Here is a 13,708-nt window from a genome sequence, read left to right as displayed (position 1 = left end):
TCAAGATGAGATTTCCCAGTATGTAAGACCCCTTGTAGACGACGAGGTTGATAGGTTCGGGGTGGAAGTGCAGCAATGCATGCAGCTGACGAATACTAATCGGTCGAGGGCTTAACCTATTCCCATTAAAGTGATGAAGAGCTCCGAAGTGGACTCAAGTACTTTAACGGGGCCCAAAGGATTTAACCCCTAAGGGCAAAACCTAAGATAATTCAATCCTTTACGCAAATTTCGTATCTAGTTTTCAGGGTGCAAGACGTCCTGAATTGATTTATAGATGTTTCCTGGCAGAAGCATCACGTTTGGTGATGATGGCGGAGGGGACCCACGCGTTCCCATCTCGAACACGACCGTTAAGCCCTCCAGCGTCGATGGTACTTGAACCGCAGGGTTCTGGGAGAGTAGAACGTTGCCAAGCACAGAAGAAAAGCCTTTTTGAGAGAAATCTCAGAAAGGTTTTTTTGCATCTCTTACGACAATTCTAAGGTGAGATTCCCGCAAAGCGGCACAAGAGAACTGTAGGCCGCTTATTGATCTGATTTGTACCTTTCAGAGCTTAAGTGGAACCACAGGTCCTTATTCCACCTAAAAAGGCAGGCTTTTAGCTAAACAAACAAAATAGCGGATCGTAGATTCCTTTAACAAGCGAATCGCTCGATTTTTCCAGAAATAGCGGAACGTACTTCCCACTTCCTCAAAGCAGCAGCCCATCGCACCTACACCCCAAAAAAAGGAACAGTCCCTGACGTTAAGCAGGGGTTTTTTTGTAAATACTGAGAGTAAGCTGTGAAAATGCTCAGTTTTCTTATATACGGCCAATGTTTAACGGCAGCACTTGTCAAAAAGAAAGGAAATGATTATAATCTAGTTAAGGTCAAAGAAAGTCAAAGTCAATCAAAGTCAATTTACTTCTAGCAGTCTGGGAGGATGAATTGATGCGTAACGTATCAGAAATTATTGAGCAGTATTTAAAGCATGTCCTTCAACAAAGCTCTGAAGGAGCCATCGAGATTCAACGAAACGATCTGGCCGATCAATTCCAGTGTGTGCCTTCCCAAATCAATTATGTGATTAGCACCAGGTTTACGCTGGAAAAGGGTTACCTCGTGGAGAGTAAGCGTGGCGGTGGCGGGTACATTCGTATCCAGAAGATTGAGCTTAAGAGCCATGGATCGATATTGGATCATATTTTTCGAACGATTCATACACACATAGATCAAGTCGCTTCTGAAGGACTCATTTACCAGCTGCTGGAGGGCCACTATATTTCAACACGAGAAGCCAATTTGATTCGGGCAGCGATATCCAGAGACGTGTTGACCTTCAAGCTCCCGCTGCGCGATGAAATTCGAGCTAGAATCCTTAAAGCGATGCTGATATCCTTGCTTAGCAGATGAGGAGGCATTTGAAATGATTTGTCAGGAATGCGGGAAACGACCGGCGACTCTTCATTTTACGAAGATTGTGAATGGAGACAAGAACGAGTTCCACATTTGTGAGAATTGCGCCCGCGAGAAGGGTGAAATGATTCCTGGGACATCTGGCGGGTTTTCGATTCATAATCTTTTATCAGGATTACTTGATTTCGACCCTTCCTCTTTATCCGCCGCGAAGTCCCAAGCGATCCGTTGTGAAAATTGTGGGTTAACGTACTCGCAGTTTAGTAAATTAGGCCGTTTTGGATGCGGATCCTGTTATCAAAGCTTTTCGGAAAAGTTAGATCCTCTGTTCAAAAGAGTGCATGGGAACACCGTGCACGTGGGGAAAGTCCCCAAACGAAGCGGTGGCATTATCCAATGCAAGCGGGAAATCGATACGCTGAAGAAGGATATGATGACCTGCATTGAAGCAGAAGAATTCGAACAAGCGGCGAAGATCAGGGACCAAATTCGCGAGATAGAGAAGAAAATTGCCGGATTGTGATTTTGTAAGGAAGGTGTGAATCCAGTGACACTACAGCGGTTTACAGGAGATGCATTAAGCGAATGGATGAAGGGAGAGGGACCAGAGTCGGATATCGTCATCAGCAGTCGAATCCGTATTGCACGTAACCTCAGAGACTACCCTTACCCAATGCTAGCTACCAATCAACAATCACAAGAAGTACTTGATCAGTTGTCCGGCGTGCTGGAGAATGATGAGCTGGAGACGATCAGTAATTTTTCGCTTATTCCGCTGTCTGACCTTAACGAGCTTGAGCGAATGGTACTTGTTGAGAAGCATTTAATTAGCCCTAACTTAGCTAACGAATCCAGAAATGGTGCTGTTATTTTAAGCGAAAATGAATCCATCAGCATTATGATCAATGAAGAGGATCATCTTCGCATACAATGTTTGTGCCCAGGCTTCCAAATCAAAGAAGTTTGGGACTTGGCGAACCAGATTGATGATATTTTTGAAACCCAGCTGGATTACGGCTATGATGAAAAGAGGGGCTACCTTACAAGCTGCCCTACTAACGTCGGAACCGGCATTCGTGCTTCGGTAATGATGCATTTACCCGCTCTGGTGCTCAGCCAACAAATCAATCGGATTTTATCCGCTGTTACACAAGTTGGATTGACGGTTAGAGGATTATATGGGGAAGGCAGCGAAGCATTAGGTAATCTGTTCCAAATTTCGAATCAGATTACGCTAGGACAATCCGAAGACGAGATTATTGATAATTTACACAGTGTCGCAAGGCAAATTATTGAGCATGAGCGTGCTGCAAGGCATAAGCTGATGCAAGAGTCTAGAATGCGTATCATTGATCGCGTGAACCGCTCGCTTGGTATTTTGTCTTATGCAGGGATTATGGACTCTAAGGAGGCTGCGCAGCGCCTGTCGGATGTGCGATTAGGCATAGACTTGGGGATTATCAATAATGTTTCTTCTAATGTTTTGAATGAACTGCTGGTCATGACACAACCTGGCTTTCTCCAGCAATTTGCTGGTGAGAAGCTGAACGCCGATGAGCGCGATATGCGCCGGGCCGAGCTGATTCGAGAGAAATTCGGCAGGATATAGTCAGTTAAGATTCATCCTTTAGGTTTTCCATAGATATACTACTTTTGGAGGTGTTCTCTATGATGTTTGGCAGATTTACAGAACGTGCGCAAAAGGTGCTTTCTTTGGCTCAAGAGGAAGCAGTTCGCTTAGGGCATAACAATATTGGTACTGAGCACATTTTGTTGGGTCTTATTCGTGAAGGGGAAGGTATCGCCGCGAAAGCACTCGTTGCTTTGGGCTTAGGTCTTGAAAAGATTCAAGATGAAGTCGAATCCCTAATCGGCAGAGGACAAGAGCAGCCTACCAACATTGCGTATACACCTAGAGCGAAAAAAGTCATTGAGTTGTCCATGGATGAGGCAAGAAAATTAGGTCACACGTATGTGGGGACTGAACATATTTTACTGGGGCTAATTCGTGAAGGCGAAGGCGTTGCTGCTAGAGTCCTTAACAATCTAGGTGTTTCTCTGAACAAGGCTCGTCAGCAAGTTCTTCAATTGCTAGGCAGCAGCGAGACTGTGTCTCCAAGCCACGGCAACACTCAGAATGTGAATACACCTACATTGGATGGTTTAGCGAGAGATCTGACCGCCTACGCCAAAGAAGGTCATTTGGATCCCGTTATCGGCCGTAGCAAAGAAATCGAACGCGTGATTCAAGTGCTAAGCCGTAGAACGAAAAACAATCCGGTGCTGATTGGTGAGCCAGGGGTTGGTAAAACAGCAATTGCTGAAGGCCTCGCTCAGAAAATCATTAATAATGAAATCCCGGAAACGTTGAAGGATAAAAGAGTGATGACACTCGATATGGGGTCTGTGGTAGCAGGCACCAAATATCGCGGTGAATTTGAGGATCGCCTCAAAAAAATCATGGACGAAATTCGTCAAGCAGGTAACATCGTGCTCTTCATTGATGAGCTTCACACTTTGATCGGCGCTGGTGGTGCGGAAGGTGCGATTGATGCCTCCAACATTTTGAAACCGGCTCTGGCGAGAGGCGAGTTGCAGTGCATCGGTGCTACGACGCTGGATGAATACCGTAAATACATCGAAAAAGATGCCGCGTTGGAGCGCCGCTTCCAACCAATCACAGTGGATCAGCCATCCCCAGAGGAAGCTATTCAAATTCTCTACGGACTGCGTGATCGCTACGAAGCTCACCACCGTGTAAAAATTACGGATGCCGCTATTCAAGAGGCTGTTAAGCTCTCTGATCGCTATATCACGGATCGTTTCTTGCCGGACAAAGCGATTGACTTGATTGATGAGGCTAGTTCCAAAGTGAGACTTCGCTCCTACACAATACCGCCTTCATTGAAACAGCTTGAGAACAAGCTGGAGGATATCCGCAAGGAGAAGGATGCCGCGGTTCAAAGCCAGGAGTTCGAGAAAGCAGCTGGGCTTCGCGACACCGAACAGAAGCTTCGTGAAGAGCTGGATACAACGAAAAACGACTGGAAAGAAAAACAAGGTCGTTTGGATACAGAAGTAACGCCGGATGATATCGCTCAAATCGTAGCAAGTTGGACAGGAATTCCTGTGAGCAAGCTAGCGGAAGAAGAGACAGATCGTCTGCTCAAAATGGAAGACATTCTCCATGAGCGTGTTATCGGACAGGAAGAAGCGGTGAAAGCCGTCAGCCGCGCGATTCGCCGTGCTAGAGCAGGCCTCAAAGATCCGAAGCGTCCAATGGGCTCCTTCATCTTCTTGGGACCTACGGGTGTGGGTAAAACCGAGTTAGCTCGCGCATTAGCCGAGTCTCTATTCGGAGATGACAACGCAGTAGTTCGGATCGACATGTCTGAATACATGGAGAAACATTCGACTTCTCGTTTGGTCGGAGCGCCTCCAGGGTATGTTGGCTATGAAGAAGGCGGCCAATTGACGGAGAAAGTTCGCCGCAAACCATACTCAGTTGTATTGCTCGATGAGATCGAGAAAGCACATCCGGAAGTTTTCAATATTCTGCTGCAAGTACTGGAAGACGGTCGTCTGACGGATTCCAAAGGACGTACAGTAGATTTCCGCAATACACTGATCATCATGACGTCCAACGTAGGCGCAGATATGATTAAGAAAAACTCTTCACTTGGCTTTACTGCTGCTCTTGATGCTGGTAAAGATTATAGCAACATGAAAGATAAAGTGATGGGCGAGCTTAAGAAAAGTTTCCGTCCTGAGTTCCTTAACCGGATCGACGAAATCATCGTCTTCCACTCCTTGGATGAGAAACATATCGCTGAAATCGTTTCTCTGATGGCGGATGATCTTCGCAAACGCCTGAAAGAACAAGAGGTGGACTTCTTGTTGACAGACAAAGCCAAAGCCTTCCTGGCCAAAGAAGGATACGATCCGACTTACGGCGCAAGACCGCTTCGCAGAGCCATCCAGAAGCATATTGAGGACCGTCTGTCCGAGGAGCTTCTCAGAGGCAATATCGCGAAGGGCGACTCCTTAACGATTGATGAGAGTGAAGGCGAGCTGGTTGTCCGGAAGGGCGAAGGCGTAGCAGCTAAATAAAAGCAAGCAAAGAAGCATTTTGCTGCATCCGTTCCTGGGTGTGGCAAAATGCTTTTTATTTTCAGATGACCTTTCATGGACTTCGTAAAAATGGTAAACTTTATTGGTAAGGATAGCCAAATAATGAATTTAAAGATCTAAGGAGTCACTTACGTCATGAGTAAACAGAAGACGAAATTTTGCTGTCAAGAATGCGGGTATGAATCGCCAAAATGGATGGGCAAATGCCCAGGTTGTCAATCTTGGAATACGATGGTGGAAGAAGTTGAAACGGTCGTACGTACAAAGGGGATGAATTCTTCTGCCCCTCGCACGAAAGAAAAACCTACCCCCATCATACATATAGAAAGTAGCCCAGAGCCTAGGGTTGTGACCAGCAACAAGGAATTGAATCGCGTCTTAGGCGGAGGTATTGTGCCTGGATCTTTAATTCTCGTAGGTGGGGATCCGGGAATCGGGAAATCAACGTTACTGCTCCAAACTTCTTTCGAGCTGACGCAAGCACATCAGAAGGTGCTCTATATATCGGGGGAAGAGTCCGTTAAACAGACGAAGCTTCGTGCGGATCGCTTGAATGCCTCATCTCCGCTGCTGTATGTTCTTTGTGAAACGAACCTTGAGCTTATTGAAGAAGCCATTCAAGAAATTGAACCCGATTTCCTGGTGATTGACTCTATTCAGACTGTTTTCCATCCTGCCATCACATCGGCCCCGGGCACCGTTTCGCAAGTTCGGGAATGCACGGGTCACTTTATGAGAATAGCTAAGGGGAAAGGGATTGCAACGGTCCTTGTCGGCCATGTGACGAAGGAAGGCGCCATTGCGGGACCTAGGATGCTGGAGCACATGGTTGATTGTGTTCTTTACTTCGAAGGAGAGCGGCATCACTCCTACCGCGTGCTCCGAGCAGTCAAGAATCGATTTGGGTCTACGAATGAGATCGGAATTTTTGAGATGCAGGAAGTAGGACTTGTCGAAGTGAGCAACCCCTCTGAACTGTTCCTGTCCGAGAGACCGCTCGGTGTTGCCGGTTCTACCGTGGTTGCGAGTATGGAAGGAACGCGTCCGGTATTGGTTGAGATTCAGGCGTTGGTTTCTTCGACGAATTTCCCATCTCCAAGAAGGATGGCGACTGGTGTCGATCATAACCGACTTTCTTTGATCATCGCCGTTTTAGAGAAACGCATGGGCATGTTCTTGCAGAATCAGGATGCTTATCTGAACGTGGCTGGCGGCGTCAAGCTTGATGAGCCTGCCGTTGATTTAGCCATTGCGATTAGTATCGCATCCAGTTTCCGGGATCATGCAACGAGGCCTTTTGATGTCGTGTTCGGTGAGATCGGGTTGACCGGTGAAGTCCGTGGTGTGTCGCGGATTGATCAGCGGGTGAAGGAAGCGGAGAAATTAGGATTCCGCAGAGTCATTATGCCAGAGAAAAGTTTGAAGGGGTGGACGCATCCGCCCGGTATGGAGATTATTGGGGTGAACACCGTGTCGGAAGCATTGAAAGCGGCACTGGATTAGCTCTTGAATCATTCAACCTGCAAGCCTTCAGGAGGAAACTATGAGTAAAGAAGAGATAAAGCGAGACGTCATGAGCCAATTGCTGCAAATGGTAGCCCCTGGCACATCGTTCCGCGACGGTTTGGAGAATGTATTACGCGCCAAAACGGGCGGACTTATTGTTGTTGGATATAGCGCGGAAGTAAGAGAAATTGTCGACGGCGGCTTTTCGATCGATTGTGATTTTTCACCCAATTATTTATATGAGCTTGCCAAAATGGATGGAGCGATCATCCTCAGCGAAGATATCAAACGTATTCTATATGCAAATACGCAATTAATTCCGGATTCCTCCATTTCCTCGTCGGAGACTGGAATCCGCCATCGCACAGCTGAACGTGTTGCGAAGCAAACCAATAAGCTGGTTGTTTCGATCTCGCAACGACGCAATGTCATCACCCTTTATCAAGGAAACTTGCGCTATGCGCTCAAAGATATAGGCGTTATCCTAACGAAAGCTAATCAAGCCATCCAAACGTTGGAGCGGTACAAAGTGGTTTTGGATCAGTCGCTGACGAACCTGAGTGCGTCGGAGTTTGAAGAGCTGGTTACGCTGCACGATGTCACCAATGTCATTGCCCGATTTGAAATGGTGCTGCGCATCAAAGCGGAAATCAATCGTTATATTAACGAGTTGGGGAATGAAGGCCGTTTAATTAGCATGCAATTGGAAGAACTTGTTGGCAATGCGGAACTTGAAGCGCGTTTGCTCGTAAAAGATTATGTAAGGGAATTATCCGAAGAACGGGTCAAAGAAATGCAAGCCGGTTTGAAACGGTTATCTTCGGATGAGTTGCTGGAACCGCACCAAATCATTCGATTACTCGGCTATCCGCATACGAATTCAATAGTTGAAGAGCCGGTTTCCCCGCGTGGATTCAGGGTTCTTGGGAAAATACCGCGGCTTCCCTCGATCATTATTGCGAATCTTGTAGAGAAGTTTGGCTACCTGCCGCACATGATGATGGCAACGATTGAAGAACTGGATGAAGTTGATGGAATCGGAGAAGTGAGGGCGCGCGCTATTAAAGAAGGCCTCAAAAGAATTCAAGAACAAGTGTTCATTGACAGACATATTTAAAGTGGATACAATCATAAAGTATCTAATGTTGAGGTTTTATAAAGTCAAGTTTAGGGCATAGTAAATCCAGAGGTGGACAAAAACATATGTTAACGAAATCAATTCCCAGTCTTTTTACAGTAGGGAACTTATTCCTAGGTGTTCTGTCGATTATTCTTGCTTTCAGTGGAGAGCATGGAGTCGCAGCTGTACTTGTCATCGTTGCCATGCTGCTTGATGGTCTTGACGGCCGTGTAGCAAGGGCATTGAATGCACAAAGTGAATTTGGTAAAGAGCTAGACTCGCTGTCCGACGTTATTTCTTTCGGTGTAGCACCAGCCTTTATCATGTATGTAGTCGCTTTTAATGATCCGAGTGTGATCAGTCCGGCATTTGCCTGGATCGTCACGGCGATCTTCCCCATTTGTGGAGCGCTTCGTTTGGCTCGTTTCAACGTTGTTGCTGGTACACCTGGTTATTTCATCGGTTTGCCGATTCCGGCTGCTGGCGGTGTGCTTTGTACATTAGCGTTGTTCGTTAATGAAATTAACGTCTACGTGCTTTTGGTAAGTACGATCATGTTGTCATACTTAATGGTAAGTACTGTGAAGTACCCGAACTTCAAGAAAGCGGGTATTCCTAAAGCGGCAATCTGGATTACACCCGTTATCGTTGCCGTAGCTGTCCTGATTGCAATCAAATGGCCTGAGTCCATTTCCAAAATGATCTTCGTACCGCTCCTGTTGTACGCGCTTTATGGCTTAAAAAAAAACGTTGATGGCTTTTTCATCCGAATCCGCAGAAAGAACAAACGACGCGGTGTAGACGATTCAAATTCCGTTAAGTCCGACGTTTAATCGGCAAAATAAAAAGCATTTATTTTCTTCTGATCATCTCAGAGAAAATAAATGCTTTTTTGTTTGTTCATCTTCATGTTCATGACATGTTGAAGAGTCCTAGTGTTGTGCATTTCTTGGATTCATTCTCAACGACTTGTTCCAGGTTAACATCAAGAATGTTGCTGAGTGCGGACATATAGAACAAGTTCCTGCCCAGTTCACTACTAACAACCTCGATGCATTGTTCACACAGGTGACCGGATACATGAGTGCCCAGCACATCCTTAGCCTCATTCAAAGTCATCTCTGGATGGTACTCTTGCTTCGCTGCGTTGACCTGAATACATCCACATTCTGTAATGGATTTCACCACGGAACGGTTAGCAGCTGCACCGGACTGTTGAAATTTGGATAAGACATCAAGCAGACTTCGGTGACGGAGCAACAATTCGGATACTTGATCTTGAAACTGCTTTAAAGTCAAGGAGCTCATTCCATCCACCTCGGGTGTGTTGGTAACTTCCAATTTCATTATAATGGAAGGCCCTTAATATTTCAATTTTACATCTGAAGAAGTGATTAACGATGGATAAATTGGAACATAATTGTAATGTAGCTTTATTAATATGTTGATGCAGGGGGTGAATCTATGATGAGGAAATGGGTACAGTTCATTTTGGCCATCATGGGTGCTAGTTTAGGATTTGGCTGGAGTGATGCCATCCTTCGAACGACAGGTTTCATGAATGAGTCAGGAAAAGCAATAGTCATCAATAGTTTATGCGCGGTAGTTATGTTCATTCTTTCAGCATGGGTTGCAGGCAAGGGGATGAAGCTGCTTGTCAAAGGGGAAAGAAACGTTGCGGACATTCCTGTGTCCGATCTGCTTTCAGGTACATTAGGACTAGTTATTGGACTGCTTATATCGGTATTGGTGTTCCCTGTACTCGATCAGGTGAAGTGGGCAAGCCCTATTTTACCCTTCGTCGTTTCGGGGGTTCTAGCAGTTATGGGGTTTCGCATCGGTTACAGCAAGCGGGAAGAGCTGGTTCAGATTATTGCGATGAGCCGGGTAGTCGCTCCAGAGAAGCAGACACACCGTCCTTACGAGGAACATAAGATTCTCGATACAAGTGTTATTATTGACGGACGTATTGCGGATATTTGCAAAACAGGTTTCATCGAAGGGACCCTCGTTATACCGGAGTTTGTACTTGAAGAGCTGCAGCATATTGCGGACTCATCGGACTTGCTCAAGCGGAATCGCGGGCGGCGGGGACTTGATATTTTGAACAAAATTCAAAAGGAACTCGAAGTGAAAGTGCTGATTTATGAAGGCGATTTCGAAGAGATCTCCGAAGTAGACAGCAAGTTGGTTCGTCTGGCGAAGGTGCTGCAAGGCAAAGTGATTACGAACGATTTTAACCTGAATAAAGTTTGTGAATTACAAGGTGTTTCCGTGCTAAATATCAACGATTTGGCGAATGCCGTGAAGCCTGTTGTTCTGCCGGGTGAAGAAATTATTGTTCAAGTCATTAAAGATGGCAAAGAACATGGACAAGGTGTCGCTTATCTGGACGATGGCACGATGATTGTCGTGGAAGGCGGTCGCGAATTCATTGGCATGACGCTCGAAGTGATGGTGACCAGTGTGCTGCAAACATCGGCGGGTCGCATGATTTTCGCAAAACCGAAATTATTGGAAAAAGCGCAATAAAACCAGTATGATAGGGAGATGTAACATAACACTTACTAGTTGCTAGGAAAGCTTTCGAATAGAAAGCGCTCAGGTGGAGTTGGAGGGCTTAGGACTTATGGGGAAGCTAGGGGTTATCCTCGTGGCAGCGGGCAAGGGCTCGCGCATGGGAACGGCGGAAAGCAAACAATATTTACAACTGGGACAGAAGCCAATTCTGGTACATACGTTGCAATTATTTCAAAACATACATGAAGTGAATGAAATCATTTTAGTTGTAGGCGGAAATGACGTAGAGCGCTGTACAGGCTATGTGCAGAGCTATGCGCTTTCCAAGGTCACTCATGTGCTGGCAGGCGGGGCGGAGCGTCAGGACTCCGTCAGAAGGGGCCTAGAAGCCCTGGAGCAGGATACCGCTTGGGTGCTCGTACATGACGGTGTTCGTCCTTTCGTCAAAAAAGAACATGTGTTCGATTGTCTGTCAAAGGCGAAAGAACAGGACGCAGCTGTGCTGGCGGTACCCGTGAAGGATACGATCAAAGTCGTAGATTCCGAAAAGCGAATACAATCTACACCGGATAGACGAAGCTTGTGGGCCATCCAAACCCCGCAAGCTTTTCGGCTTTCTCTTTTACAGGAGGCGCACCAGCGTGCACTTCAGGAAGGCTTCCTGGGGACAGACGATGCTATGCTGGTAGAGCGTATAGGAACAACGGTGCATGTTGTTGAAGGGGACTATTACAATATCAAGATAACGACACCGGAAGATTTGCCATGGGCAGAATGGATACTACAGAACGTAAGGGGAGAGGAACAACAATGATTCGTGTAGGACAAGGATTTGATGTTCATCAGTTGGTGGAAGGCCGTAAATGCATTATTGGAGGCGTAACGATTCCTTATGAAAAGGGGCTGCTCGGCCATTCCGATGCGGATGTGCTCTTGCACGCGGTTAGCGATGCGATTCTAGGCGCTCTGGGCTTAGGAGATATCGGGAAACACTTCCCGGATACGGCGGCGGAATTCAAGGATGCGGACAGTCTGGTCCTTTTGAAACACGTGTGGCAGCTTGCCAAAGATAGAGGATATCGTCTGGGGAACACAGATTCCACGATTATTGCCCAGAAGCCGAAGATGGCACCGTATATCCCGCAAATGGTTGAAATTATTGCCGATGCCCTAGAAGCGAAACCGGAGCAAGTCAATGTGAAAGCTACTACGACGGAGCAGCTAGGCTTCACGGGCCGAGGCGAAGGGATTGCGGCGCAATCGGTTGTTTGTTTAATTCGAGATGTGCTAGAATAGCAGGTATTATTGGGGAGAGAGGGTATAGTCATGAACCAACCTTTACGTGTGCGCTATGCACCAAGTCCAACGGGACATTTACATATAGGCGGTGCTCGTACAGCACTTTTTGATTATTTATTGGCGCGTCGACATGGCGGAGCTTTCGTTGTGCGTTTTGAAGATACGGATCAAACCCGCCATAAAGAATCCGGCATCGAGGATCAATTGAATGGGCTAAGATGGCTTGGATTAGAGTGGGATGAGAGCGTGGATATCGGGGGTCCATACGGTCCTTATCGTCAGATGGAAAGACTTGATATTTATCAAACCCACCTTAACCAGCTTCTTCAAAGTGGCCATGCGTATCCTTGCTACTGTTCGGAAGCCGATCTGGAGCAGGAGCGGGCAGAGCAGGAAGCACGCGGCGAGATGGGTGGATACTCCGGGAAATGCCGTCACTTGACGCCTGAGCAAATTGCCGCTTTTGAAGCGGAAGGCCGCAAGCCTTCGACTCGATTCCTTGTGCCGGCAGATCGCATCATCGGCTTCGAAGACAAGGTTCGCGAGCATGTTGAGTTTGAATCCAATGGCATCGGCGATTTTATTATCGCGCGTCCTGACGGGATTCCGACGTATAACTTTGCTGTTATCGTGGATGACCACATGATGAAAATCAATTTGGTTATTCGCGGGGAAGAGCATCTGTCCAATACGCCTAGACAAATTCTGATGTACGAAGCTCTCGGTATGCCTGTTCCGGAATTTGCGCACTTGGCGCTGATTCTTAACCAGGACCGGAAGAAAATGAGCAAACGGGATGAGTCCATTATCCAGTTCATTGAGCAGTACCGGGAGTTAGGTTATTTACCGGAAGCTGTTGTGAACTTTATCGCTCTGCTGGGATGGTCTCCTGGCGGCGAAGAAGAAATGTTTACGAAGGAAGAATTGATCGCCCAGTTTGACCTCGACCGTGTGTCGAAGAGTCCGGCTGTGTTTGATATGGATAAATTGAACTGGATGAACAACGCTTATTTGAAAAAAGCTCCGCTCTCGCGTGTTGTTGACCTGTGTGTCCCTCACCTGCAAAAGGCCGGATACATCGAGCCGCAATTGGATGAAGCGGGCCAGGCGTGGGTGACGGCTCTAGTCGGCCTCAATCAAGAGAGAATGCGCTTCGCGGCGGAAATTGTCGAACTGTCGGGCATCTTCTTCAAGGAAGAGCTTGTTATCGACGAGGAAGCGGCAGCAGTTTTGAAAGAAGAGCATGTGCCTGCTGTATTGACCAGCTTCTTGGGGCAAGTCGAGCAAGCTGAGTCATTCACGGTAGAGGCGATCCCTGCTTTGTTGAAGCAAGTTCAGAAGGATACGGGCTATAAAGGGAAGCAATTGTTTATGTCGATCCGTTCTGCGCTGACAGGACAAGTGCATGGACCTGACCTCAATGTGTCGCTTTACCTGCTTGGAAAAGAAAAAGTCGCTTCGCGTCTACGGAACTTGTTGTAATACAGGGTTCTTTTCGCTATACTTAGTTCAATAAGGAATGCAATGATCAGGAGAGTACGATTATTTAGGGATTTATCAGAGAGGATAATCGAAGCCGTCAGGCTTTGGCTGTGAGTTATCCATTCCCTCTAACCGGAAATGCACCTGGGAGCTGCCGCGCCGAATACTCGGATTCAGAGTAAGGTAGGCGCAGCCGAAATGCCCACGTTACGGGTTTTTGAGTTGGGAGACTTCCGAGTCACCAAGCAGA

12 protein-coding genes and 2 rRNA genes are annotated in these 13,708 nt (G+C 46.8%); 13 read left to right on the top strand and 1 reads right to left on the bottom strand.

Going from position 1 to position 13,708, the window contains the following annotated elements; genetic code table 11:
- The 9 genes from GON05_RS38735 to pssA all read left to right on the top strand — a co-directional run.
- A 23S ribosomal RNA gene (locus GON05_RS38735) occupies positions 1-119 on the top strand; the annotation flags it as partial.
- Positions 120-301: 182 nt separating this feature from the next.
- Positions 302-418, top strand: a 5S ribosomal RNA gene (rrf, locus tag GON05_RS38730).
- Between the two features lie 517 nt (positions 419-935).
- Entirely contained in the window at positions 936-1,397 is a 462-nt protein-coding gene (locus GON05_RS38725) for a CtsR family transcriptional regulator (protein ID WP_127457568.1), read from the top strand.
- 13 nt (positions 1,398-1,410) lie between these two features.
- Positions 1,411-1,923, top strand: coding sequence for a protein-arginine kinase activator protein McsA (locus tag GON05_RS38720; protein ID WP_127457567.1), 513 nt, complete (start codon positions 1,411-1,413; stop codon positions 1,921-1,923).
- A gap of 66 nt (positions 1,924-1,989) precedes the next feature.
- Positions 1,990-3,009 (top strand): protein-arginine kinase McsB, encoded by a 1,020-nt coding sequence (locus GON05_RS38715; protein WP_157326770.1) that lies wholly within the window; start codon positions 1,990-1,992, stop codon positions 3,007-3,009.
- Between the two features lie 59 nt (positions 3,010-3,068).
- Positions 3,069-5,510, top strand: coding sequence for an ATP-dependent protease ATP-binding subunit ClpC (gene clpC, locus GON05_RS38710; RefSeq protein ID WP_157326763.1), 2,442 nt, complete (start codon positions 3,069-3,071; stop codon positions 5,508-5,510).
- A 156-nt stretch (positions 5,511-5,666) separates the two neighbouring features.
- Complete coding sequence (gene radA / locus GON05_RS38705) at positions 5,667-7,034, top strand: DNA repair protein RadA (protein ID WP_157326762.1); 1,368 nt, start codon at positions 5,667-5,669, stop codon at positions 7,032-7,034.
- Between the two features lie 40 nt (positions 7,035-7,074).
- Positions 7,075-8,154 (top strand): DNA integrity scanning diadenylate cyclase DisA, encoded by a 1,080-nt coding sequence (gene disA, locus GON05_RS38700; protein ID WP_127457563.1) that lies wholly within the window; start codon positions 7,075-7,077, stop codon positions 8,152-8,154.
- 86 nt (positions 8,155-8,240) lie between these two features.
- Positions 8,241-8,990: a CDP-diacylglycerol--serine O-phosphatidyltransferase gene (gene pssA / locus GON05_RS38695; protein WP_127457562.1), complete on the top strand. Its 750-nt coding sequence runs from the start codon at positions 8,241-8,243 to the stop codon at positions 8,988-8,990.
- Positions 8,991-9,069: 79 nt separating this feature from the next.
- Here the strand turns inward: pssA and GON05_RS38690 are convergent, their stop codons facing one another.
- A complete protein-coding gene (locus GON05_RS38690) occupies positions 9,070-9,465 on the bottom strand; it encodes a DUF1573 domain-containing protein (protein ID WP_127457569.1) in 396 nt (131 codons plus the stop codon).
- A gap of 156 nt (positions 9,466-9,621) precedes the next feature.
- Here GON05_RS38690 and GON05_RS38685 point away from each other — a divergent pair, with 156 nt between their 5' ends.
- From GON05_RS38685 to gltX, 4 genes are all read left to right on the top strand, one after another.
- Complete coding sequence (locus GON05_RS38685) at positions 9,622-10,689, top strand: PIN/TRAM domain-containing protein (RefSeq protein WP_127457561.1); 1,068 nt, start codon at positions 9,622-9,624, stop codon at positions 10,687-10,689.
- A gap of 97 nt (positions 10,690-10,786) precedes the next feature.
- A complete protein-coding gene (gene ispD / locus GON05_RS38680) occupies positions 10,787-11,491 on the top strand; it encodes a 2-C-methyl-D-erythritol 4-phosphate cytidylyltransferase (RefSeq protein WP_157326761.1) in 705 nt (234 codons plus the stop codon).
- Entirely contained in the window at positions 11,488-11,973 is a 486-nt protein-coding gene (ispF, locus tag GON05_RS38675; RefSeq protein WP_157326760.1) for a 2-C-methyl-D-erythritol 2,4-cyclodiphosphate synthase, read from the top strand. The genes ispD and ispF overlap by 4 nt, the downstream gene beginning before the upstream one ends.
- A gap of 30 nt (positions 11,974-12,003) precedes the next feature.
- Positions 12,004-13,458: a glutamate--tRNA ligase gene (gene gltX / locus GON05_RS38670; RefSeq protein ID WP_157326759.1), complete on the top strand. Its 1,455-nt coding sequence runs from the start codon at positions 12,004-12,006 to the stop codon at positions 13,456-13,458.
- Positions 13,459-13,708: the final 250 nt, after the last annotated feature.

Source organism: Paenibacillus anseongensis, assembly GCF_009757995.1.
In the GTDB taxonomy this organism is placed as follows: Bacteria; Bacillota; Bacilli; order Paenibacillales; family NBRC-103111; genus Paenibacillus_E; species Paenibacillus_E chondroitinus.
The sequence above is the reverse complement of the archived record's forward strand: the minus strand, read 5'-3'. Positions and strand labels throughout refer to the sequence as shown.